The following is a 23,180-nucleotide window of genomic DNA, read 5'->3' on the forward strand; positions in this document are numbered from 1 at the left end:
GCAACGAAACATGTTTTTTAATACCTTTAAAAATCATGTTCACGGCCATCAACGAATATATACACCGCTTTGCCTCCTTCTCACCGCAGGAGGTAGCTTTGTTTAATTCGCTGCTGGAGCATCGTACGGTGCCTAAAAAAACGTTCCTGTTACAGGAAGGGGAGGTATGCCGCTTTGAAGCGTTCATTAGTAAAGGGTGTATCCGCAGTTATTATGTGGATGAACATGGCGCCGAGATCACCTTACAGTTCGCCATAGAAAACTGGTGGGTAAGCGATATTGCCAGTTTTCATGAAAACAAGCCCAGTCGTATGTTCATAGAAACGCTGGAAGATTGTGAATTACTGATCCTACATCCCGATACCAAGGAATCGTTGCTGCGGCAGGCGCCTTGTTTCGAACGTATGTTCCGGCTGATGGTGCAACGCAACCTGTCGCGGTTGCAGGAACGTTTGTTCCAGACCATTGCCACCAGCGCAGAAGAAAAGTACCTCGACTTTCTGCAGCGTTACCCTACCATACCTCAGCGTGCGCCCCAGCACCAGATAGCCTCTTTCCTGGGGTTCTCTCCCGAATTTCTCAGTAAAGTGCGCACCCGCCTCTCTAAAAAGTAATTTCTTGAACTAGTTCAATGTCCAGGTGGCAGGCAGCAGGTAGATTTGCCTATCAAACCACCGCTATGGAAAGAAAAGATTTTATACGTAAAGGCCTGCTCGGTACCGGCATGTTCGTGGCCAACGCAGCCATGGGTAATGTGATAAAAAATGATGTGGATGAATTGAAGGAACTGGAGGTAATGGGTTTTAATCATATTCCCAATACACAATCTGCCGTACTGCCTAATATGGTATTACACAAAGCCGCCAGTCGCGGGCACGCGAACCATGGCTGGCTGGATAGTCACCATACATTTAGCTTCGCCAACTACTACAATCCGGAACGTATGCACTTTGGCGTGCTGCGTGTATTAAACGACGACTGGGTAGCGGCAGGTATGGGGTTCGACAGGCATCCGCACGACAACATGGAAATTATCTCCATTCCGCTGGAGGGCGACCTGGAACATAAAGACAGTATGGGTAACGTGGCCGTCATTAAACACGGTGATGTACAGGTGATGAGTGCCGGTACAGGTATTTTCCACAGCGAGTACAATAAGAACCGCGATCGCGATACCCGCTTTTTACAGATTTGGCTGTTCCCCAACAAGAAAAATATCACTCCGCGCTACGACCAGCTCACGCTGAACGTAAACGATCGTCATAATAAACTACAACAGATCTTATCTCCCTCCAAAACAGATGCCGGCGTATGGATACACCAGGATGCCTGGTTCCACATGGGGCGTTTCGATAAAGGATTCAGTACCAGCTACAAAGTGCGCAAGCCCGGCAACGGTGTGTACGCCTTCGTACTCAACGGCGATATTACTATCGAAAGCACGCCATTAGGCCGCCGCGACGGGCTGGGCGTATGGAATAAAGAGAGTTTACATATCACATCCAATTCGAAAGATGCCGAAGTACTCCTGATGGATGTACCGATGGTGATGTCTTAAGCAGTATTCTTTATATTTAACCCTCGCCCGGCAGCCCTTTCTTCTTGCGGAGGAGGGTGGGTGAGGAAATGATCACAACAAGGTTTATGGAAAAAATCAATATTCTCTACATTGGCCGCAACCAGGAAATACTGGATACCGTTGTACGACTGCTGAACAAGCGCGACGAATGGAGCGGCACTGGTGTGCAGGACGATGAAGCAGCCAAATCGCTTTTTGCGACTACGCCTTTTAACCTGGTACTGTTTGGTCCTGGTATAGATGCGGAGAACGAAGCGGAGTTGTCCTCCTACTTTTTAGAAAAGCAACCCGGCGTTAAGCTGGTGCAGCACTATGGAGGTGGCAGTGGGTTGTTGCTGAGCGAAATTACGATGGCGCTACAGGCATAACATATAACCAATAGCAATAAAAAAGCGGCCGCTTTTATAGTGGCCGCTTTAAGTGTTTTTAGGAACTTACCATCCTATCCCATAATCTTCGCCATGGTTACTGCTCCCGCCCCAAAGACTGTTATGTTTCCAGTCGAAATAGATCGCATTAATTGGCCCGCTGCTTCGTTCGGTGAAGCTGAGGGTATATCCCATCCCTTTTAGGGCAGTTCTTGTTTTTTCCGGTGTGTTGCTATTTAGTAACAGGCTGCCCGGGCGTGGCTGGCGGTCTTTGATAGTAGTGCCACCCAGCGAAAGCCATAACTGATTACTGTTGATATTGGCTGCCTCGGAAGCCTGTTGCACCGTCATTCCAAATTCAGTAACGTTCAGGAAAAACTGCAGCAGGTTCTGGTCCTGCGTATCGCCCCCCTGCACTGCGAACGAGAGGAAAGGTTTGCCATCTTTCAGTGCCATAGAAGGTGTTAAGGTTACCCTCGGACGTTTACCCGGAGCAATTACATTAAAGGGACTTAAGGCCGAGTCCAATACGAAACTCTGTCCGCGCTGACTCATGCCAATGCCGGTTTTACCCGCTATGCAGGCCGGTATCCAGCCGCCGCTTGGAGTGATGGATACTACCCATCCCTCCTTATCGGCCGCTTCCACACTGGTGGTGCCGCGCCATAGGCGGTCCTGGTAAGCCTGTTCATCGTTCATGGCCGTAATTACATCGTGTTTGGGTACGAAGTTGTCGTCCTTCTTTTTGGTGCTGTCCGTTAAGTCGGCTCGTTCTTTCAGTAAAGGCAGTAAAGGATTTACGCCACCCTGGAACGGGTAAGGGTCACCGGGCTGTATACCAGCATTATTTTTAGCAGGATCAATTTCTTTCGCCCTGGCCTTTGCGTATTCCTTGCTCAGCAATCCTTTGATGGGAGATCGGGGAGAGAAGTACGGATCGCCGTAATAGAAATCGCGGTCGGCAAAGGTGAGGTTCATGGTTTGGTACAGGGTGTGAATGTACTCCGGGGAGTTGTATCCCATCTTTTTCAGATCGAAGTTTTCGAGGATGTTGAGGCTTTGCAGCAACATGGGGCCCTGCGTCCATTCCTGTAACTTATATACTTCAATGCCTTTGTAGTTTACATGTAAAGGTTCTTCTTCGATAGGTTTCCATTTGGCCAGGTCGTTCATGGTAATCAGCCCGCCCTGTTCCTGGCAGCCACGTACAAACTCTTTGGCAATATCACCTTTGTAAAAGCGGTTATAGGCCGCCATGATCGCCTCTTTACGGCTTTTCTTCTGGCGCAGCGCAGCTTGTTCTGCTTCCACCATTTTAGTGAGCGTGGCCAGCAGGTCCTTCTGTACAAATATCTCTCCCGCTTCCGGTGCTTCGCGTTGTTCGCCGGGGTGGGTAAGGAATACCGTTTTGCTGTACGGCCATTGTTTAATCATGGCTTTATTGCGTTCGAGGCTGTTAGCCGTTTGCGCTTCTATCGGATAACCGGCGGCCATTTCCATAGCGGGTGCCAGCACTTCCTTCAGGCTCATGGTGCCGTAGTTGGCCAGCATATGGCAAATGCCACCTGCAGTACCAGGCGTTACAGCAGCCAGCGGGCCGTATTCAGGCGGGAAGCTATATCCCTTTCCCTTATAAAAGGCCGCCGTAGCGCCCGTTGGTGCAACGCCCAGTGCATTGATCGCTATTACCTTTTTCGTTTTCGGATTATAAATCAGCGCCTGTGTTTCTCCGCCCCAGCTAAGCACGTCCCACATCGTGCAGGTAGCTGCCAGCATAGCGCAGGCGGCATCTACAGCATTGCCGCCCTTCTGGAATATCATAGAGCCGGCCGTTGCCGCCATAGGTTTGCCGGTAATGGCCATCCAGTTTTTGCCGTGTAAAGGCGGTTTTTGTGTTTGTTGTGCGTTGCCCTGGCTCAGTATCGATAGCAGTAGGGCGGACAGGAAAAGTTGTCTCATATCAAAACAAAGATTTAGATCTGTTGGTAGCTGGTAAGTTACACGTTTTGCGGGCTCCATTATATAAAAAATGACGGGTGGACAGGGAAGGATGAAAGAATTTAAATTAATTTGCTGCCGTAATGCTATCCCTATGAGTTACGATCTTTCATTCGCGAAGATAAAAGGCCAGCCTTTAAGCAGCCGTGATATTATCAGTTACCTCGAAGCTAAGATCCCGGCTACAATACCAGAGCAGGGGCTACGTTCCGACTTCAATTATCATAATGAGAACACCGGTGTTTACTTTTTCCTGGAACTGGACGAAGCAGATAAGGTACCTGTATTAATGGGTTTTGAGCATACGGGCCTGTCGTTTAACCTCAGTTTTATGCGTCCCGACTTTTTCGGCAAAGAAGCCTTCCTGTTTGTAAAAAACCTCGTGGCAGACCTCAACCTGTTTGTACTAAATCCACAGGGCGAAGAGCCCGATATCCCGCAAAAGCCCAACGCCCAGTTGCTTTACGAGGAATGGCGGGTAACCAATAGTAAGTTTGCCGTAAACTATTTCGACGACAAATGCTGTTATATGTCGCCTGAAGTAACCGATTTTATATGGGAATACAACCTTCGCCGCTCCCTGATAAATGAGGAGCTGGGAAAAGAATATTTCGTGCCGCGCGTGTCGTACTTTAGAAGGGCAGGCAGCCAGGAGCCCATCCGTGTATGTGCCTGGGCGTTTCCGGATCCTGCAGTATTTCCCGAAGTAGATTACGTAGTAATGGGCCGCCTGCGTAAAAACTGGTGGGGCAGGGAGCGTATGGAACTGGGTGTAGTGAAGTTCGATACACTGCTGGAGCAGGCAGGTGGCCTGCTCGCCGGATTTAAAGAGTCCGGTTGCCGGATATTACCCGTTCAGCATGCGCCAGCCGCCATGCAGGCGCTAAAAGGTCTGGAGATGGATGTTACCTACAAAAAATGGATGGAGCCGCTGGGTATGCTGCATTTGCAGAATTACAGGCCCTGATTAACTATTCCTTTACCCCCATTAAAAACATCGTTGTTACCGGCCAGGGTTCCGGTATAAGTTTGCCGTTATTCAGGGTAAACAGCGCTACCCTGTCCTGCCACCTGTTTTCTGCTATCCAGTTGTTGGTAAAGGCTTTAGAAGATGGGTGGATCCTGAAGCCGGCGTTGATCATTTGTTCCTGCCATTCGTTAAAGTCCCAGTAACAGAAGGTTTCATGCATTTCACTCTGCCAGTTGTCGGTGTAGTCTTTGCGGCTCAGGAACTCGGCGGCATCGCGGAGGTTCATCACGAAGTACTCGCGGCCTGCTACCTGGTGTTGTTTATAGTTAAGGTGATATCCTTCTTTGTGGCGGAAGTCGCGGGCGAAACGAAGGAACCGTGCTTTGGTGGAAAGTGTTTCCAGGTAGGCTGCCAGTGTGTGGCGGTCGTCGAACTCGGAGAATAATTCATCGTTGCTGCCATCTTCCTCATTCAGCCAAACGTATACAGTTTTCTCTTTATCGTAAGGCCCTACAACATCACGATTGATCCAGATACCACCGGGCGCCAGTTCTTCATAACGGTTGCGGATGAACTTTTCTAAATCGCCCGGGTGACCATAAGATATAATTTCGTGAGTGAGGGAAGAGGTATGGATCGTATTCATCGAATGTTTCTCGAATACCAGCCCCGTTACTGCGTTCTTTTTAGCGAAGAATACGAACGGATCGTCGAACTCGCCATTTACTTTACGCTGCTGGCATATTTCGTACAGGTAGCGCGATACTTCAATGCCATAGAAGTCAGACTCCCGCAGCCCGTCCTGTTTACAGGCCAGCTTTATCCAGGAGCCTACTGCACAGCCAATATCACCGATGCGGCCGGGTTGTATATACTCCGCTGTATCGCGGAACTTCATTTCCGCGATATCGTCCATCTGCCTCACGTATACATTGTAGTCGCGGGTTTCGGTAAGGTCGCCATCGCTGCCGATCATGGTGTCGCGGAACAGTAACTGTACCTTTTCGCCCTGACGGTATTTACGCCATACATTATAGGCCGCCTTGTGCATCTGGCTGCGTATGTAGGCGTCGTTCTGCCAGTCTTCACTCTGGGCTACCTTTTCTACAATGTCCCATGGCATAGGCTGGCTGTATGTCCAGGATTGTACATCGGCCAGTTCGGCAGGTAATACGGTATAGCCGAGTTGTGTGTACATATGCAGAACGGGGGTAGAGCATATCACCACCGTGTTTTCCGGACTCAATTCAAATTGGAAGTCGCTGTCGTGGCGGATGCGTTTAATAGTATAACTGGCAAAGTTAGGCAGGTTGCCCACATCGTCGATGCCGTAACTGTATACCGGTACAGTCAGTTCATTGCCCATCGCTTCTATGGCAATACTGCGTAAATAAAATGGCAGGGGATTACGGCGGGTATTGGAATGATTAGCCGAGGTGATGGCGAATATTACTGCCTCTACAGGCCCTCGCTGCGGAATTTCCCTGCCAAATACATCACTTTGTGTATGTATACCCTGACTGATGATCTGTTGTAAATAGCCGAACTGAAAATTAGTGAGTAGCTGATGTCTTCCGGGAATAAGCAGGTACATGATCGGTAGCGTGTTTAGTGAATAAAGATAATAATGAATCGTTAAATTGAACTTTGTTTTAACTTGCAAGGCATGGCTGCTTCATCTACAAATATAAAACTGGCCGTAGACGCCGTAGTGTTCGGGTATTCTAAAAGCGACGGTGTATCGGTTTTGCTGATACAGCGAAAGTATGCGCCGTTTAAAAACAGCTGGGCACTTCCCGGTGGTTTTGTACGCCAGGGCGAATCGCTGGAGGATGCCGTGCGCCGCGAGTTGAAGGAGGAAACGGGGATTAGTGTAAACTACCTCGAACAGTTATATACTTTCGGTGACCCCAAACGTGATCCGCGGCAACATATTGTATCAGTAGCCTATTTTGCACTGGTCAAGTCTGCCAAATACCAGCAGTTAAAGGCAGATACAGATGCCGAAAACGCCAGTTGGTTCCCTATCAATGAATTACCGAAGCTGGTGTTCGACCACAGTGAAGTGCTGAACACCGCCATTGCCCGCATCCGGATGAAAATACGCTACGAGCCTATCGGCTTCGAACTGCTCGACCGTAAGTTCCCCTTCTCCGACCTGGAGCATCTCTATATCAGCCTCCTCGGCCGCGACATCGACCGTCGTAACTTTTCCCGTAAAATGCTGGCGCTGAATGTGCTGGACGAAACGGATGAAATGTACAAAGCCGAAGGCAAGGGCAGGCCCAGTAAGGTGTATAAGTTTAATAAGAAGAACTACGAGCAGTTGGCGAAAGAGGGGATTAATTTCGAGATATAGGGTTGGGGGGCGATGTGTTCCCCGCTACTCACCACCGTCATTGTGAATGAAATGAAGCAACCCGTCGCTTCAGTCTTCGCGTCAGTAAAAACGTTGTTGCATGCAAATGAGGTAAGGGCTGTCGTCTCCTGATCGCCATTGCTTCGTGCCTGGCAATGGCGAAAGGAGAGATGCTCGCAGTGATGGGATGAAAGAACAGGTACATTGCTGCGTCTAACAGTGATTCTTCCGCTGGGGTGAGTGACACAACGGCGGCCCAATAGCGTACTACTGCCTGTGCCATATAAAATTTATATTGCGTCAATTTAACGCAATGTTTGGTGGATTCATAACTACGTATTATATTTGCGTTTAAACAACGCAAAATGAAAACCACAGGAGTTATCATCGCAAGGTTTCAAACACCTTATCTGCACCAGGGACACACTTACCTGATCGATGAAATTAAGGCCAAGCATAACAAAGTGGTGGTACTACTGGGCGTTACGCCCGTAAAAGGCAGCCGCCGTAACCCATTCGATTTTTATACCCGCGAAAAATTACTGAAACAATACGCTCCGGAACTGGTGGTACTTCCGCTCAGCGATCATCCTTCGGATGTGGCCTGGAGTCAGCAGATCGATAGTTTGCTGGGAAGCGCTTTTCCGCAGGAACACTTCGTTCTCTATGGCAGCCGTAACAGTTTCGCTCCATATTACAGCGGCCATTTACAGGTGGAGCTGCTGCCCGAACTGGGCGAGCACTCCGCCACCGCCATCCGTGATGTAAACGCCGATAAGGTACTGGACTCCAGCGATTTCAGGATGGGCATAAATTATGCTTACCAGAACGTATATCCGAAAGTGTACGCCACTGTTGATATTGCGGTACTGCGAAACGGGCAGGTATTGCTTGGCAAAAAACATAATGCTGCCAACTGGCGTTTTCCCGGAGGTTTTACCGATCCGACTGATGATAGCTTTGAAGCTGCCGCCGCAAGGGAACTGCAGGAAGAATGCGGGGAACTGGTAACGGAAGCGATGCAATATGTTGGCACGGCGCGGATCGACGACTGGCGGTACCGCAACGAAACCGATAAGATCATTACTACTTTATACAAAACAGCCTACATCAGCGGAGAGGCCAAAGCCAACGATGATATTGCCGAAGTAGCCTGGTTCGATCTTGAAATGCTGAATAAGATCAGCATTACGCCCGAACACAAGCCGCTGGTCAACATGCTGCTTAAAAACCTGAACATTATCTGATTACTATAAATTTTGATTGTATGAAAACGCAGGACAACCTTATTCTTTTATCCGATGCCTACAAGTACTCTCACCACAAGTTATACTACCCCGGCACCTCTAAAATGTACTCCTACCTCGAAAGCCGTGGTGGCGAGTTTGATGAAACCCTATTTTTTGGTTTGCAATATTTCCTGAAGGCTTACCTGGCCGGTAAAGTGATTACCAAAGAGAAAATAGATGCAGCGGAAAAATTCATGCTGCAGGTGTTTGGTCGCACTGACGTATTTGATCGCAGCAAATTCGATTACATCCTCGAAAAGTACGATGGTAAACTGCCGGTACGTATCAAAGCGGTGCCGGAAGGTACAGCGGTACCTGTAAGTAATGTGTTAATGACCATTGAAAGTACCGATGAACAATGCTTCTGGCTTCCCAACTTCCTGGAAACCTTACTGCTGCAGGTGTGGTACCCGATTACAGTTGGTACCCTCAGTCGCGAGATCAGGAAAATCGTTACTGAATACTTTGAGGAAACGGCGGACGATGCGGCCAAAGGCGCTATTGATTTTGTACTGAACGACTTCGGTTTACGTGGGGTAAGTTCTATGGAAAGCGCCGGACTGGGTGGTGCGGCACACCTGCTCAACTTCCTGGGCAGCGATAATATCCCCGGTTCTTTGCTGGCGCAGGAGTTTTATGGTACGGAAAAGGTATACGGTCTTTCGATTCCCGCTACCGAACACTCCATTTGTACGTTGCTGGGCGAAGAAGGTGAGCTGGAAGTATTCAAACATATCTTACGTTCCTTCCCCACAGGTACAGTAGCCTGTGTATCGGATTCCTACGATATTTTCAGGGCCTGTTCCGAATACTGGGGCGGTGAGTTAAAAGAACTCGTATTGAGCCGCCAGGGCACACTGGTTATTCGTCCCGACAGTGGCGACCCGGTATTTACCCTGCTCCGTGTATTTGATATATTGTTCGATAAGTTCGGGTACACCGTTAACAGTAAGGGGTACAAGGTGTTACCGTCCCAGGTGAGGGTGATACAGGGCGATGGTATTAATATCCAGAGCATCCGGGCTATCTATAACGCACTGAAAGTAAGCGGTATTAGTGCAGAGAACCTGGTGCTGGGCATGGGTGGGGCGTTGTTACAAAAAGTAGACAGGGATACACAGAAGTTCGCTTTCAAATGTTCGTATGCAGTGGTAAACGGCGAGGCAGTGGACGTGCAGAAGAACCCTACGGAGCTTAACAGTCACGGTGAACTGGTTAAATCCTTTAAGAAGTCGAAAGCCGGAAGGTTGAAACTGGTACAGGAAAACGGGGTGTACAGTACGGTGCGGGAAGAGGAAAGGCCAGAACTGGCCGACCAGTTGATCACGGTTTTTGAGAACGGGGAGTTGAAGAAAAACCAGCATTATGATGATATCAGGAGGAAAGCGGCATTGTAGGCCGCTTTTTTTATAGGCACAGGCATAGGTTTTGTATTAGTACCGTAAAACAACCACTATGGAAAAACGCGTTATTGGTATCATACTTACCTTCCTGGGCATTATCGGTCTTATAATGGCCGGCGTTAACTTTATGAATGGGGGAGAGGGAGTGAGGAGTGTGAAATCCATCATCATATACGCAATACTGGGCGCTATTTTCTTTTTTGCAGGCATCGGGCTTATTCGTAACACCCGCGACAGGCCGTCTTAATGGTGCTTTTTATAGCGGATGGTAAATATCAGCATCAGGATGTTCACCAGAACGGAAAATGCATTGGTGAATATAATGGGCGCATCCTCTTTCAGGATGCCGTACCATACCCATGTGCTTACGCCCGCCAGTAGGATGCAAACCATAAAATAGGAGATGTCATCCGCCTTCTTTTCTTTGATGATTTTAAACAGCTGTGGCAGTTGCGAAACCGAGGTGCAAACACCTGCTGCAATACCAATATAACTACTCAACTCTGCCATTAGATTTTAACATTTTATTTGCGGAATAATCGATAGCTTTAATTTCATTCATCAAAAAAAAGGAGGTATTCATGGAATCTACAGCATATTCATGGAAGCCTTCGGTTAGTATCGCCTAACCGGGCTAAGTCCATAAAAATATCTGGAGGCGCTTAGAGCGCCGACGCCATCCCGGCTTAGTCCGCGGATGGCTTTTTTTATGCGCTCATCACAAAAAATCCTGCTTCCGTTAGTGAGATATTATCTTTCGTTCTATAGGCATACCCAAACAATATGCCCGATCGTTCTACATGTTGCTGAAAAAGAATTGTTTTTTGTTGATGCTGTTGCTAAGTGGCATTGCCCGGGCGCAGCAGCCGCTGGTAAAGTACGCCAGCACCCTGCAGGGCACTAATTCAGAGTTTGCGCTTAGTTACGGTAATACCCATCCCACAACTTCATTACCTTTTGGTATGAATGCCTGGTCGCCCCAAACCGGGAAAAACGGGAATGGATGGAAGTACCAGTACAAGGCCAATACGATCCGTGGTTTCAAGCAAACGCACCAGTGTAGCCCCTGGTCGCTCGATTATGCCGTATTCACATTATTCCCTGTTACTGGTAAATTAACGGTGGGAGAAGATGAAAGAGCATCCGCATTCAGTCATACGAACGAAATTGCCCACCCACATTACTACAAAGTTACTTTCGATAATAACATCACTACGGAGTTGTCGCCCACCGAAAGAGGCGTGCATTTCCGCTTTAGTTTCCCCGCCAAACAGGCGTCCTGGATAGTGCTGGACGGCTACGACAAAATGAGTGGTGTGAAAATATGGCCGAAGGAGAAAAAGGTCACGGGTTATGTGAACAACGGCCGTTACATCCCCGATAACTTCCGGAACTACTTCGTAGTGGAATTTGACCAGCCTTTTGAAGTGTACGGCACCTGGGATAATAAGAGCAATAAGATCAATGAGGGAGAGGTAGCGAAAGAGGGTGCCGGTGCAGGTGTATACATCCGCTTTAAAGACGGCGCGAAGGTGCAGGCGAAGGTGGCCTCCTCGTATATCAGTGAAGAACAGGCGGGCCTTACCCTGCAACAGGAATTGGGCAAACACCGCCGCTTTGAGGACACGAAAACGGCAGCGGGAAATACCTGGAACAAATTGTTTAACCGCGTACTGGTAGAAGGTGGTACCGAAGACGAAAAGGCTACCTTTTACTCCTGCCTGTTCCGCGCCAACCTTTTCTCACACCAGTTTTTTGAATACAACGCGCAAATGCAGCCTTACTATTATAGTCCGTACGATGGTAAGGTGCACAACGGCTACATGTACACCGACAATGGTTTTTGGGATACTTTCCGCGCACAGTTCCCACTGAACACTATTTTGCACCCTGCTATGGAAGGCCGCTACATGCAGGCGTTGCTCGATGCGCAGGTGCAGTATGGCTGGTTCCCTTCCTGGTCGTTCCCGGGGGAGGGAGGCAGTATGGTGGGTAACCATGCTATTTCGCTACTCACCGATGCCTGGGTGAAAGGTATCCGTACTTTCGATCCTAAGCAGGCACTGGCCGCTTACTGGCACGAGGCGGCCAACAAAGGTCCACGCGGCCCCTCTAATGGCCGCGAGGGCTGGAAAGATTACTTTCAGCTGGGATATGTATCCTGGCCTGGGCCGTATGGCGCAGTGTCCGAAACACTCGAATATGCGTACGATGACTTTTGCGCTTACCAGCTGGCCAAAGCCACTAACCAGCCGTTTTACGAACAGCTTTTCGCCCGGCAGATGTACAATTACCGCAACGTGTACGACCCCGTAACTGGTTTTATGCGCGCCCGCAAAGCGAACGGCGACTTCGCCGATAACTTTGATCCCTTCGAATGGGGCGGCCCTTACGTAGAAGGTAACGCCTGGCACTGGTTATGGTCTGTGTTTCACGATACGAAAGGACTGATTGACCTGGTAGGCGGTGAAGAGCGTTTCGTGGCGCGCCTCGACTCTGTATTCAGCCTGTCTGACTCGGTAAACGTGGGTTCGTACAAATCCATGATCCATGAAATGAAGGAGATGGTGGTAGCTGGCCTTGGGCAATATGCACATGGCAACCAGCCCATTCAGCATATGATTTACCTGTATAATTACGCCCGCCAGCCCTGGAAGGCCCAATACCACGTTCGTAAAGTAATGGACAAAGTATACAGCGGTGGCCCTAATGGTTATCCGGGCGATGAGGACCAGGGACAAACATCGTCCTGGTACGTGTTAAGCGCACTTGGTTTTTACAGTGTATGCCCCGGAACCGACCAATACGTGATCGGCAGTCCGGTGTTCGGCAAAGCCACTATCACCCTCGTAAATGGGAAACAGTTTATCGTAGAAGCGGCCAATAACAGTAAGCAGAATGTGTATATACAGTCGGCTACCCTCAACGGTAAGCCTTATACCAAACATTACATTACCCATGGCGATATTATGACCGGGGGGAAGTTGTGGCTGCAAATGGGGCCAAATCCTGCTACTAACCGTGGTTTGGCGGAAGAGGACAAGCCGTTTTCGGTGAGTGTGGGAAAATAATCCTGTACATGATAAATGTCACGAACAGAATCAACGGGGTGGGGTAAATTTATAAGCATAAATCCCACCCCCTTATGAAACATGTTGACATTACCCGTAAAGTGCCCTGGAAAGACCTTACCCGCCTTTCTGTAAAAGAAATGCTTATCGAAAATAATATTTCCGTTCCCTGGATCATCGTGTCCTGGACACTGGCCTGGTACGGTTACTACATTTGGGCGCTCCCGTTTTCTGCACTGTTTTTCCTAACTGCGTTACGGCAGGTGCACAATGGCTTCCATAATTCACTCGGCACGAACCGGTTTTTAACCTGGGTAGCGCTGTTTGGTAACAGTATATTGATGTTGGCCTCTATTCACGCAGTGAAGTTTAACCACCTGCAACACCATAAACATTGCCTCGGCGAGGAGGATATCGAAGGCCGCTCCGCTAAAATGAGCTGGTGGCGCGCCATCCTGTACGGTCCGCAGCACATGTTCCTGGTGCACAAAGTGGCTTTGCAGAAGGGCAACAAAAACTACCGCCGGACTATTATTGCAGAGATGATAGCGGCGGGACTGTTCCTGGTAATCGTGTTCGTCTTCAATATCAAATTCCTGATGTACCACTGCATTGTGATGATCGCCGGCGAACTGTTATCGGCCTTTTTCGCGGTATGGAGCGTACACCACGACTGCGATGAGCATACCATTGCCCGTACACAGCGTACCGTCTGGAAAAATTTTGTGACTTACAGCATGTTCTACCACCTCGAACACCATCTGTTCCCCGCGGTACCTACTATTAAACTGCCTGAACTGGCACAGCGCATAGATGAAGCGCTGCCGGAACTGGAAAAGAAAAGTACATTCTAGCGGATTTGATCAGGTTATGGTAAAATTATATCTTGCAGCCAATAGCAACAGTAATCAAACCATCGTAACAACCTTATGGATCAGAAACAGTTTTGGCAGATCATCGAGTCGGCCTGGAAGGAAAAGCCCGAAGCCCTGGCATTACGTGCTAAAGCGCTGGCCGAAAATGATGTGGAAGACATTATCACCCTGGGCGACGTAGTAGCCGATGATATTGCCGATTCACTCACCGAAAAACTTTATGAAGTAGAAAAGGAAGAACTGGAAGGCTTCATTCTTAATATGGAAGAACGCCTGTACCACATCGACCGCCGCGATATCCAGGCACGTACCGAAGGCGCTGCCGATGGTTTTATCTACTGCCGCTGTTTCATCGTAGGCATGGGCGAAGAATATTACAACAAGGCAGATAAAGATCCTTCTATTCTATTTTCTGATATCGAGGCTGAAGGTATTGGTTACCTCGCCTACGGTGTATACGCCGACAGGTACGATGAGGACTTCGAACGTAATTCCATACACAGTATAGAAACCAAATCCAACAAAGCCGGTTGGAAAAAATAAACCTCTTTTCACACTGCTTTGCCTTCCACGGCAAAGCAGTGTTGTTTTAAGCCTGCCCCAACCCCTGTTTTTCCCTACCTTTCTATCAGCTTAATTATAATCGTCGATAATTTGTATTATTTTATTAATAGTATAAAGAGTTGGAATTTTGTAATGATTTAATCAATAGCAATGGACTTACAATTAAAAGGTAAAACCGCTTTCATCAGCGGTTCAACACAGGGAATAGGTTTTGCCATCGCCACGCAGCTGTTGCGCGAAGGCGCTATCGTAACCATCAATGGGCGCTCGCAGGAGCGAATAGACGAAGCCATTACGAAACTGAAAGGGCTGGTACATGGCGCTGTGGTAACCGGTATTGCCGCCGACTTCTCCAAAGCGGAGGACGTGGCCAAACTCATTCACCAGTTACCGGATGTAGATATTCTCATTAATAACGCGGGTATTTTCGAGCCAAAAGCCTTTGCCGACATTACCGACGAGGACTGGCTGCGGTTTTACGAAGTAAACGTGCTTAGCGGTGTACGCCTGGCGCGCCATTATTTCCCGAAAATGCTTGAAAAGAACTGGGGCCGCATCATCTTCATCTCCAGCGAGTCTGCCATTCACATACCAGAGGAAATGATTCACTATGGTATGACGAAAACCGCGCAATTGTCTATCAGTCGTGGTTTGGCAGAGCTCACGAAGAAAACCGGCGTAACGGTAAATTCCGTGCTGCCCGGCCCTACCCGCTCCGAAGGAGTGGAGGAGTTCATCAAACAACTGGCCGTATCGCAGGGGGTAACCACCGAACAGGCCGAGGCCGACTTCTTTAAAACAGCCCGTCCCACCTCACTTATCCAGCGTTTTGCCACGGTAGGTGAAATTGCCAACCTGGTTACCTACGTGGCCAGCCCGTTATCGGCGGCTACCAATGGCGCTGCGCTTCGTGCAGACGGTGGGCTGGTGAAAACCATCGTTTAAGAAATCTTTATTTATTGGCTGGCCGTCTCCACAAAAGAGACGGCCTTTTCTTTGCCATACGGGGCCAGTCACCCTTTTCTCGCAACATTTCCCGGACTTATCGACACATTCCGGCCATCTGTCTACACACGGGTGCCCGCTAAAACGGTATGTACTACTTTCACCAAAGCAATATGTTTAGATAAGTTGTTTATACCAAACAAGGAAACGGCCCCGTCAATCTCCATTGACGGGTTTCTTTTTTTTAACCGGCAGTGGTGGTACTATAGGGCCGCCGTTGTGTCACTCCCTTCAACGGAGGTGAACAATATTGGGCGGTGTATACACGGCGTACACGAATTAACGAACGTTGTGCCGTCCCCAGACTATCAATGATGATAAAAGATATTGCCGCTGAAGGGAGTGACACAACGGCGGCTGAGTGATGTTACTGAAGCTGGCTCAAATTCATATTAACGGCTACCGGCACTTCTGGCTGCGACACATCGCCGCGCGGTAATGCGAGGAAGAAGGTAGTGCCCTCATTCGGTATGGTTTCGTACCACAGTTGGCCGTGTAATAGTTCGGTGAGTTCCTTACAAAGCATGAGGCCCAGGCCAATGCCTTTTTCGTTGTTGGTGCCGTAAGTGGAGCGGGAGTTGAGCGTAAACAGGTTGGCTTCCTGCTCGAGTGTCATGCCAATGCCGCTGTCTTTGATTTTAAGTATGCACTCTTTTTCCTGCAACTCGGTGGTAATATTGATGGTGCCGCCTTCGGGCGTAAATTTGATGGCGTTGTTGATCAGGTTGCGTACAATGAGCTCCAGCATGTTCAGATCTGTTTGCACCACGGCTGCGGGAGAAATGCTGGTGGTGATGCGGCAGCCTTTTTTGCGGGCCAGTAATGTTTGTACGCTCAGCACACGTTCTACCAGTCCTGCGATGGCGACTTCGCTAAGACTAAAGTTAACGCCGGATATCTGGTTTTTAGACCAGGTGAGCAGGTTGCTAAGCATGTTGGCGGTGTTGCGCGTCATGATCAGTAGTCCTTCGGCCAGTTTCTTCTGATCGGCTTCTGAAAGGTCGAACTCGGCCAGCAATTCCAGTGTGCTTAATATCGAGTGCAGTGGCGCCTGCAGGTCGTGTGAGATGATGGAAAACAGTTTGTCCTTTTTCTGGTTTAGTTCGTCGAGGTTGGTGTTTTGGTGAATGATGTGTTCATTCTGTAAAGCAATTTTATCAGCCCGCGCCTCCGCGGTTTTGCGTTCCTTGTCGAAGTTGTTGCGCAGGTAATTGGTGATAAGATAAATGCAGAGCAGCGTAACAGAATAACTGCTGATGATATCTATATACCGGTCCTGCCGGGTAGTATAAGTATTTTTGATCAGCTCCGGGTAAAGGTATTCCAGTGTAAGTAACGTTACCGGCAGGGCCAGGTGTAATATGGCCCACAGGTAATGTATACGTTGCGGTGTAAAGGCGATCAGCAGGTTAAATGAGAGGAAAAACAGCAGCATGATAGGTCCGTAGCTGCCGGAATTATAATAATAGGTAATGATGAGTACGAGGTAACTAATGGTGAAATAAGCCACCATGCCCAGCTTGAACCGCTTATGAAAACGGGAGAGGTAATAAAAGAAAACCTGCAGCACCATTAATATGCCGATAGCAACCGATACTTCCTTTAACCCGATCAAAAGATTAAAGGGAAGCAGGATAGTGAGTATTAAAAAAGTGACTACACTTATAGAATTATACGCCCGGTTCTGACGGGTAAATTCGCTGCTGTCGCCGACTAACTGATTCCATGTTGTAGGTATACGGGAATTATTTTTTGCCAAGCATTTTCTTTTTTACTAATCCAGGTAGATGATGCAAAGTTCTTGTATTTTGCGTTAGAAAGCGGTAACACCATTGTGTTAGATGTTGCTACTACAGTGTTAAATTAATGATAATTGAATGGAAGACGCAGGGAAAAAAGGGATTGCCGGCCGCTTTTCAGCCGCCCTTAAAAAAACAGGACTGGATGCGTTCGTGCTTTTACTGGTGTTAATGATCGTATTGGCAAAGCTCTGGCCCGCTCCTGGCGCGGGCGACGGCCCATACAGTTTGCAGGCGATTGCGGGTTATGGTGTTTCTCTCATCTTCTTTTTTTATGGCTTACGGCTGCATCCTGCCAAACTTAAAGCAGGACTGGCCAACTGGAAACTGCACGTAGTAGTGCAGCTAAGTACCTTCATATTATTTCCTGTTGTTATATTAGGTGCCCGCGGATTGTTTATGCAGCCCGGTACGGAACTTACCTGGTTAAGTGTATACTTCCTGGCAGCACTGCCATCCACTGTTTCTTCATCGGTGGTGATGGTATCTATCGCAGAGGGAAATATTCCCGCAGCTATCTTTAACGCCAGTATTTCAAGCCTGCTGGGTGTATTTATCACACCGTTGCTGATGGCGCTGGTAACTACCACTTCGGGCGGCGATATGGACCTGGGCGGGGTGATGCTCAAATTATGCCTGCAGGTATTGTTGCCTGTAGTCCTGGGCTTTTTGCTAAACAAACGTTTCGGTGCCTTTGCCGAAAAACATAAAACCCGGCTCCGGCAAATGGACCAGTCGGTGATACTGCTGATCGTTTACACGGCATTTTGTGAAAGCTTTGAGAACGGTGTTTTCGCCGGCTTTAAAGCGCTGGATATTGTACTGATGGGCGCGGCCATGATCGTATTGTTCCTCGTGGCTTTTTTTCTGATCACTTTTATCTGCAACCTGCTTGGTTTTAACCGGGAAGACCGCGTAGTAGCGGTATTCTGCGGTTCCAAAAAATCGCTGATACATGGAACGGTGATGTCGAAGGTACTGTTCGCACACACGCCGGATGTAATCGGTGTCATGTTGCTGCCACTTATGCTGTACCACGCCTTACAAATTATACTGGCCAGTGCCATTGCGCAGCGAATGAGCCGTAACGCTGCCCGCTAACCCGGACGCTCGCAGGAAAGAATTCCCCAATGAGGGAATTAACGTCTTCGATAAAAGAAGATGGTAAAGCCGGTTATCCGTATACGAGGTTTCAGCACAGCGATGGCGCTACGATCGGGTGCTTTCTTTATCAGAATTGCGGGTAAGCTGATCATATCCATTTAAGTATTTCCGAATAGTTGCCCTCAGGCATGTGTTTTGTTTTATAGTGCCTATATGAAGCAAATCATCACCATATCCGCCTGCGTGTTCATACTGGCCTCCTGTATGAACGGCGGTTCGAAAAGAGATCCGGGTGCAAAAGAATCGGTTGTACCCCGCAACTACAGCATCACTAAGGCAAATGCTTATAATGATATTTTTCTCGACAGCATGGCCCTGGAAAAATACATTAGCACCGAAAAACTGAACGATACCATCGGCAATGCGATGCGCAGTTTCTACAATGCGCGTAATTACCAGTTCGCCTGGTTCGCCTCCAACGGCCTTACCGAACAGGCCCTGGGCTTTCGTAGTTTGTACGATTACAGTAAGGACAGTACGGAAAGTAAAGCGCTGGAAGCAAAACTCGACGACCTCACCGGGGAAGACAGCCTCCATGTGAGTTCCACCGATGCTGGTTATATCAAAACTGAACTTCAGCTCACCCGCCGTTTCCTGCAATACGCGGAAGCAACTTTTGAAGATGAGAACATCCGCCGCGAACAGCTGGCGTATTTCATCCCCATCCGCAAACAAAAAATATTACCCCTGGCCGATAGCATACTGGCCGATAAAGAGAACCGCCGGTATGCCAAAAGCAACGGTAATTATGGAGAACTGAAAGAGCAATTGAAACATTACCGCGATATTGCCCAAAAGGGCGGATGGCCTGCCATTACTACAGCGCCCAAACAACGGTTTAAGAAAGGTGATCAGTCGCCCGAAATAGCACAGGTGCGTAAACGCCTGTCCGTAACCGGCGAATTAAACGCACAGGATACCGCCGCCCTATTCGATGATGCGCTGGAAGCTGCCGTAAAAACCTTCCAGCAAAAACATGGTTACTCGCCCAGCGGCGTTATCAGCGATACGCTGATCAAACAGATGAATGTACCCGTACTTACACGCATCCAGCAGCTGCTCATTAATATGGAGCGTATGCGCTGGCTGCCTGCCAAACCAGAAGGTAAACTCATCGTGGTAAATATTCCGGAATTTATGGTGCATGTAACGGAAGGTGGCAAAAATGTATTTGATATGCCGGTGGTGGTAGGCAAGGAGGGGCATAGTACCACCATGTTCTACGGTGCCATGAACCAGGTGGTGTTCAGCCCGTACTGGAATGTGCCCGCAAGTATCGTACGTAAGGAAATATTACCCGCACAGGGGCGTAACGGCGGTTATCTCGAAAAGAACAATATGGAGATCACGGGTGAACGTAATGGTTTGCCGGTAATTCGCCAGAAGCCTGGCCCGAAAAACTCGCTGGGTAAAGTGAAGTTCCTGTTCCCCAACAGTTTTAATATCTACTTTCACGATACCCCTGCCAAAGACCTGTTTAGCCGCGACAACCGCGCCTACAGCCACGGCTGCATACGCCTGAGTGACCCGGCGAAGATGGCCAAGTATGTGCTGCAGGACAATAAGAACTGGCCGCCGCAGAAAATCGATAGCGCCATGAATGCTGGTAAAGAGAAGTTCGTGAAAATAAACGACCCGCTGCCGGTAATGATCACGTACTACACGGCATGGGTGGATGATAACAGGACGCTGAACTTCCGTAGTGATATATACGGGCACGATGGGCAGATCGCCAGTAAAATGTTTGAAGATCCTCAACCTGAATAAAACAGAAAAGCCCCGCCATTTAACGGCGGGGCTTTTTCTTTACCCTTATGAAGACTAGGAGTTCATCACTCCCTTAGTTAACTTGATGATTTTTGATTGTGCGATATACCGTTTGTCCGAGCTGTAAAGAAACAGGCAGGAGCCATCTTTTATCGCTGTAATGATCTTTTTATGAACGTTGGTAGGAATAGCGGGGCAACCAAGGCTGCGGCCGATATAACCCTGGCTTTGTACCAGTTTCTCATTCACATAATCCGCACAGTGCATTACAATGCCGCGGCTCAGTGCATTATCATTTATTCCTTTTTCTTCTCCGTTAAGACGCAGTGAGTAACCATGTTCGCCCTTGTAAGTGCCGCCGGTTACATAAAAACCTAAGCTGCTTTTAAAGCTGTTCGGAGCATTGGAAAACGCTGTAGCCTGACCTTTTCCCGAGTTCCTGCCATGGGATACCAGCGTATTGTACAACAGTTTACCGTTTTGCAGATCGATCACAAACAGCCTCTTATCGCTCGATGGACGGCTAAAATCTACGATCGTCAAAATATCTTCATTTTTGATCTTCCCTGCCTGTAACAGTTGTTCGTAACCCGCCAGCGCATAATCGAATGCTTCCTGCGAAAGTCCCGCAGAATCGAGTGCAAGCTGGGTATACAGCGCAGCCATAGCAGATGTATGGGTGGCGGTCACTTCTTTGGCAGCCACCGGTGTTGCGGCAGCGTTTTTGTTACCATTCGAAGGCAGGTGAGTAGCAATTAGTAATGTAGCAAGTGTTGAAACAAAAATGGTCGATTTGATTGTGCGCAGATTTAACTTCATGCAAATAGGATTTTGTTTTGGTGAAAAAGATATGGTTCCTCGTGACTCCCCGTTATAACTCCTACTATAGCTTAAATATTGTTCCACAGGTACTTATAGCAGAGGTTAACTGCCAATCTTTAACGTTTTTGCAACATTGTTCATAAGGAAATGTTAACGAAAGCGCCATCGTGTCGTTGGATTTTCCTCCCTGTCATGTCATATGTGCAGGGAATAAAATATAGGTGAACCCGGCCTGATGTATCCATTAAGCCGCCGTTGCGTCGCACTCTTCAACTGCAGGAAGAGGCTAGACATTGGATTTTCGGCATTTTCGACCACGCGGAAACAACAGTGGGAATAGGCATCTCCGGATTTTTAGCCGCCGAAAGCCTTACTGGGAGGCACCCAGGCCCTTTGCCTGCCCTTTAACTGCCCTTTGCCTGCCCTTTCCCTGGCCTAAAATGTCGCATAGTGGATACACAAGTGGTCAACCGGCTTTCCCTTATCTAACCAAAATTATCCCCCACCATTACGATATTACCCAAATTAACCCTCCCATCCCTTTTTTCTCTTAAAATTCCATGAATCGCATTACTTTAAGCTCCAGAAAAACAGAATCTAAACAGATGTATAAAAATCTAATCCTTTCCGGCCTTACCTGTTGTATGGTATTAACGGCCGTTGCGCAAAAGCAGCCTGTGGAAAAAGTGGAAGTTACCGCCAAACGCAGCCTCGATCTGGATGCTACCGTTACTACCCGGCACCAGGTGACGATTAAGGGCAAAAATGTGCCTTATAAGGCTGTTGCGGGTACTATCCCGGTTTGGGACAATGAAAGTAAGCCAATAGCGGGGGTGTTCTTCACCTACTACGAACGAACAGATATCCAGGATAAGGACGCCAGGCCATTGGTAATCTCCTTTAACGGTGGCCCCGGCACCTCTGCTGTATGGATGGAAATTGGATATACAGGCCCCCGCATCCTTAAAATAGATGACGAAGGTTATCCTGTGCAACCTTATGGTATGCGCGATAATCCTAACTCTATACTCGATGTGGCAGATATCCTGTACATCGATCCGGTAAATACCGGCTTTTCCCGTCCGGCTAATAAAGATGTAGACGCGCCTGCCAACTTTTTTGGTGTGCAGCAGGACATCCGTTACCTGGCGGAGTGGATCAGTACATTTGTGAGCCGTTACAACCGCTGGGCTTCTCCTAAATTCCTGATCGGGGAAAGTTACGGTACTACCCGCGTATCGGGCCTGGCGCTGGAATTGCAGAATAATCAGTGGATGTACCTGAACGGTGTGGTACTGGTATCGCCTACCGAACTGGGTATCGACCGCGCAGGACCGGTGGATGCGGCCTTACGTATTCCGTATTACGCTGCTACGGCCTGGTATCACAAAATGCAGGCACCTGATTTACAGCAAAAAGACCTGACGGCCATGTTGCCTGAAGTAGAAAGCTTTACCATCAACGAACTGCTGCCGGCTATTGCCAAAGGTGGCACGCTGGAAGAGGCGAAGCGGAAAGAAATTGCCGGCAAAATGGCGCGTTACATTGGTATCTCTGAAAAAATCATTCTTCAACATAACCTGAATATACCTACAGGCTTTTTCTGGAAGGAACTGTTACGTGATAAAAGTTTTACGGTAGGTCGCCTTGATTCACGTTACCGGGGCATCGACAGGCAGGATGCGGGTACGGAGCCGGATTATAACGCCGAACTTACTTCCTGGCTGCACTCGTTTACACCGGCTATCAATATGTACCTGCGCGAAGAACTGGGGTATAAAACCGACCTGAAATACTATATGTTCGGGCCTGTTCATCCATGGAACCGCGGCGGCGACCAAACGGGCGAAAACCTCCGACAGGCAATGGCGCAAAACCCTTACCTGCACCTGTTGGTGCAGTCGGGCTATTACGATGGCGCCTGCGATTACTTCAACGCGAAATACAACATCTGGCAAATGGACCCGGGCGGTAAACTGAAAGACCGTATTTCCTGGGAAGGTTACCGCAGCGGACATATGATGTACCTGCGTAAAGACGACCTGGCGTCCAGCAACGAACACCTGCGGGAGTTCATTTTCAAATCAATTCCCAAAGCAGGTACACCTGCGAAGTTCTAATAAAAAAAGCCCGCCGTCTGTTATAAA

Annotated in this window: 20 protein-coding genes; 15 read left to right on the forward strand and 5 right to left on the reverse strand. The window is 48.5% G+C overall.

Features of this window, described 5'->3' with window-relative positions:
- Nucleotides 1-35 precede the first annotated feature (35 nt).
- From QZT80_RS10230 to QZT80_RS10240, 3 genes are all read left to right on the forward strand, one after another.
- Nucleotides 36-614, forward strand: coding sequence for a Crp/Fnr family transcriptional regulator (locus QZT80_RS10230; RefSeq protein ID WP_295121387.1), 579 nt, complete (start codon nucleotides 36-38; stop codon nucleotides 612-614).
- Between the two features lie 65 nt (nucleotides 615-679).
- On the forward strand, nucleotides 680-1,558 hold the full coding sequence (locus QZT80_RS10235; protein ID WP_295121388.1) for a pirin family protein: 879 nt from the start codon (nucleotides 680-682) through the stop codon (nucleotides 1,556-1,558).
- A gap of 86 nt (nucleotides 1,559-1,644) precedes the next feature.
- The gene (locus tag QZT80_RS10240) at nucleotides 1,645-1,947 is read left to right on the forward strand and encodes a hypothetical protein (protein WP_295121390.1); all 303 of its coding nucleotides are present in this window, start codon (nucleotides 1,645-1,647) and stop codon (nucleotides 1,945-1,947) included.
- A 66-nt stretch (nucleotides 1,948-2,013) separates the two neighbouring features.
- Here QZT80_RS10240 and QZT80_RS10245 read toward each other — a convergent pair whose 3' ends face one another.
- On the reverse strand, nucleotides 2,014-3,906 hold the full coding sequence (locus QZT80_RS10245; protein WP_295121391.1) for a gamma-glutamyltransferase family protein: 1,893 nt from the start codon (nucleotides 3,904-3,906) through the stop codon (nucleotides 2,014-2,016).
- A gap of 133 nt (nucleotides 3,907-4,039) precedes the next feature.
- Between QZT80_RS10245 and QZT80_RS10250 the strand changes: the two genes are divergently transcribed.
- Nucleotides 4,040-4,912 (forward strand): hypothetical protein, encoded by an 873-nt coding sequence (locus tag QZT80_RS10250; protein WP_295121392.1) that lies wholly within the window; start codon nucleotides 4,040-4,042, stop codon nucleotides 4,910-4,912.
- Between the two features lie 4 nt (nucleotides 4,913-4,916).
- Here QZT80_RS10250 and QZT80_RS10255 read toward each other — a convergent pair whose 3' ends face one another.
- Nucleotides 4,917-6,509, reverse strand: coding sequence for a transferase (locus tag QZT80_RS10255; RefSeq protein ID WP_295121393.1), 1,593 nt, complete (start codon nucleotides 6,507-6,509; stop codon nucleotides 4,917-4,919).
- 72 nt (nucleotides 6,510-6,581) lie between these two features.
- On the opposite strand from QZT80_RS10255, the gene QZT80_RS10260 reads away from it, so the two are divergent.
- The 4 genes from QZT80_RS10260 to QZT80_RS10275 all read left to right on the forward strand — a co-directional run bounded on the left by QZT80_RS10260 (nucleotide 6,582) and on the right by QZT80_RS10275 (nucleotide 10,213).
- Nucleotides 6,582-7,274: an NUDIX domain-containing protein gene (locus QZT80_RS10260; protein ID WP_295121394.1), complete on the forward strand. Its 693-nt coding sequence runs from the start codon at nucleotides 6,582-6,584 to the stop codon at nucleotides 7,272-7,274.
- Between the two features lie 365 nt (nucleotides 7,275-7,639).
- On the forward strand, nucleotides 7,640-8,521 hold the full coding sequence (locus QZT80_RS10265; RefSeq protein WP_295121395.1) for an NUDIX domain-containing protein: 882 nt from the start codon (nucleotides 7,640-7,642) through the stop codon (nucleotides 8,519-8,521).
- A 20-nt stretch (nucleotides 8,522-8,541) separates the two neighbouring features.
- A complete protein-coding gene (locus QZT80_RS10270; RefSeq protein WP_295121397.1) occupies nucleotides 8,542-9,960 on the forward strand; it encodes a nicotinate phosphoribosyltransferase in 1,419 nt (472 codons plus the stop codon).
- Between the two features lie 58 nt (nucleotides 9,961-10,018).
- Entirely contained in the window at nucleotides 10,019-10,213 is a 195-nt protein-coding gene (locus QZT80_RS10275; protein WP_295121399.1) for a hypothetical protein, read from the forward strand.
- Here the strand turns inward: QZT80_RS10275 and QZT80_RS10280 are convergent.
- Complete coding sequence (locus QZT80_RS10280; protein WP_295121401.1) at nucleotides 10,210-10,476, reverse strand: SemiSWEET family sugar transporter; 267 nt, start codon at nucleotides 10,474-10,476, stop codon at nucleotides 10,210-10,212. The genes QZT80_RS10275 and QZT80_RS10280 overlap by 4 nt on opposite strands.
- Before the next feature lie 320 nt (nucleotides 10,477-10,796).
- Between QZT80_RS10280 and QZT80_RS10285 the strand changes: the two genes are divergently transcribed.
- The 4 genes from QZT80_RS10285 to QZT80_RS10300 all read left to right on the forward strand — a co-directional run bounded on the left by QZT80_RS10285 (nucleotide 10,797) and on the right by QZT80_RS10300 (nucleotide 15,421).
- Nucleotides 10,797-13,037 (forward strand): GH92 family glycosyl hydrolase, encoded by a 2,241-nt coding sequence (locus QZT80_RS10285; RefSeq protein WP_295121501.1) that lies wholly within the window; start codon nucleotides 10,797-10,799, stop codon nucleotides 13,035-13,037.
- 74 nt (nucleotides 13,038-13,111) lie between these two features.
- Nucleotides 13,112-13,891, forward strand: a complete 780-nt coding sequence (locus tag QZT80_RS10290) for a fatty acid desaturase (RefSeq protein ID WP_295121403.1) — start codon at nucleotides 13,112-13,114, stop codon at nucleotides 13,889-13,891.
- 75 nt (nucleotides 13,892-13,966) lie between these two features.
- Complete coding sequence (locus QZT80_RS10295; protein ID WP_295121404.1) at nucleotides 13,967-14,455, forward strand: DUF4240 domain-containing protein; 489 nt, start codon at nucleotides 13,967-13,969, stop codon at nucleotides 14,453-14,455.
- 171 nt (nucleotides 14,456-14,626) lie between these two features.
- Nucleotides 14,627-15,421, forward strand: coding sequence for an SDR family NAD(P)-dependent oxidoreductase (locus QZT80_RS10300; RefSeq protein ID WP_295121405.1), 795 nt, complete (start codon nucleotides 14,627-14,629; stop codon nucleotides 15,419-15,421).
- A gap of 427 nt (nucleotides 15,422-15,848) precedes the next feature.
- Here the strand turns inward: QZT80_RS10300 and QZT80_RS10305 are convergent, their stop codons facing one another.
- Nucleotides 15,849-17,240, reverse strand: a complete 1,392-nt coding sequence (locus QZT80_RS10305; RefSeq protein ID WP_295121406.1) for a HAMP domain-containing sensor histidine kinase — start codon at nucleotides 17,238-17,240, stop codon at nucleotides 15,849-15,851.
- A gap of 118 nt (nucleotides 17,241-17,358) precedes the next feature.
- Here QZT80_RS10305 and QZT80_RS10310 point away from each other — a divergent pair, with 118 nt between their 5' ends.
- Complete coding sequence (locus QZT80_RS10310) at nucleotides 17,359-18,381, forward strand: bile acid:sodium symporter family protein (protein ID WP_295121408.1); 1,023 nt, start codon at nucleotides 17,359-17,361, stop codon at nucleotides 18,379-18,381.
- A gap of 216 nt (nucleotides 18,382-18,597) precedes the next feature.
- Nucleotides 18,598-20,211, forward strand: coding sequence for a L,D-transpeptidase family protein (locus QZT80_RS10315; protein ID WP_295121409.1), 1,614 nt, complete (start codon nucleotides 18,598-18,600; stop codon nucleotides 20,209-20,211).
- A gap of 54 nt (nucleotides 20,212-20,265) precedes the next feature.
- Here QZT80_RS10315 and QZT80_RS10320 read toward each other — a convergent pair whose 3' ends face one another.
- Entirely contained in the window at nucleotides 20,266-21,030 is a 765-nt protein-coding gene (locus QZT80_RS10320; protein WP_295121411.1) for a murein L,D-transpeptidase catalytic domain family protein, read from the reverse strand.
- 608 nt (nucleotides 21,031-21,638) lie between these two features.
- On the opposite strand from QZT80_RS10320, the gene QZT80_RS10325 reads away from it, so the two are divergent.
- Complete coding sequence (locus QZT80_RS10325) at nucleotides 21,639-23,153, forward strand: carboxypeptidase (RefSeq protein ID WP_295121413.1); 1,515 nt, start codon at nucleotides 21,639-21,641, stop codon at nucleotides 23,151-23,153.
- The last annotated feature ends 27 nt before the right edge of the window (nucleotides 23,154-23,180 follow it).

The sequence above is a fragment of the uncultured Chitinophaga sp. genome (genome assembly GCF_902168175.1).
Classification (GTDB): domain Bacteria; phylum Bacteroidota; class Bacteroidia; order Chitinophagales; family Chitinophagaceae; genus Chitinophaga.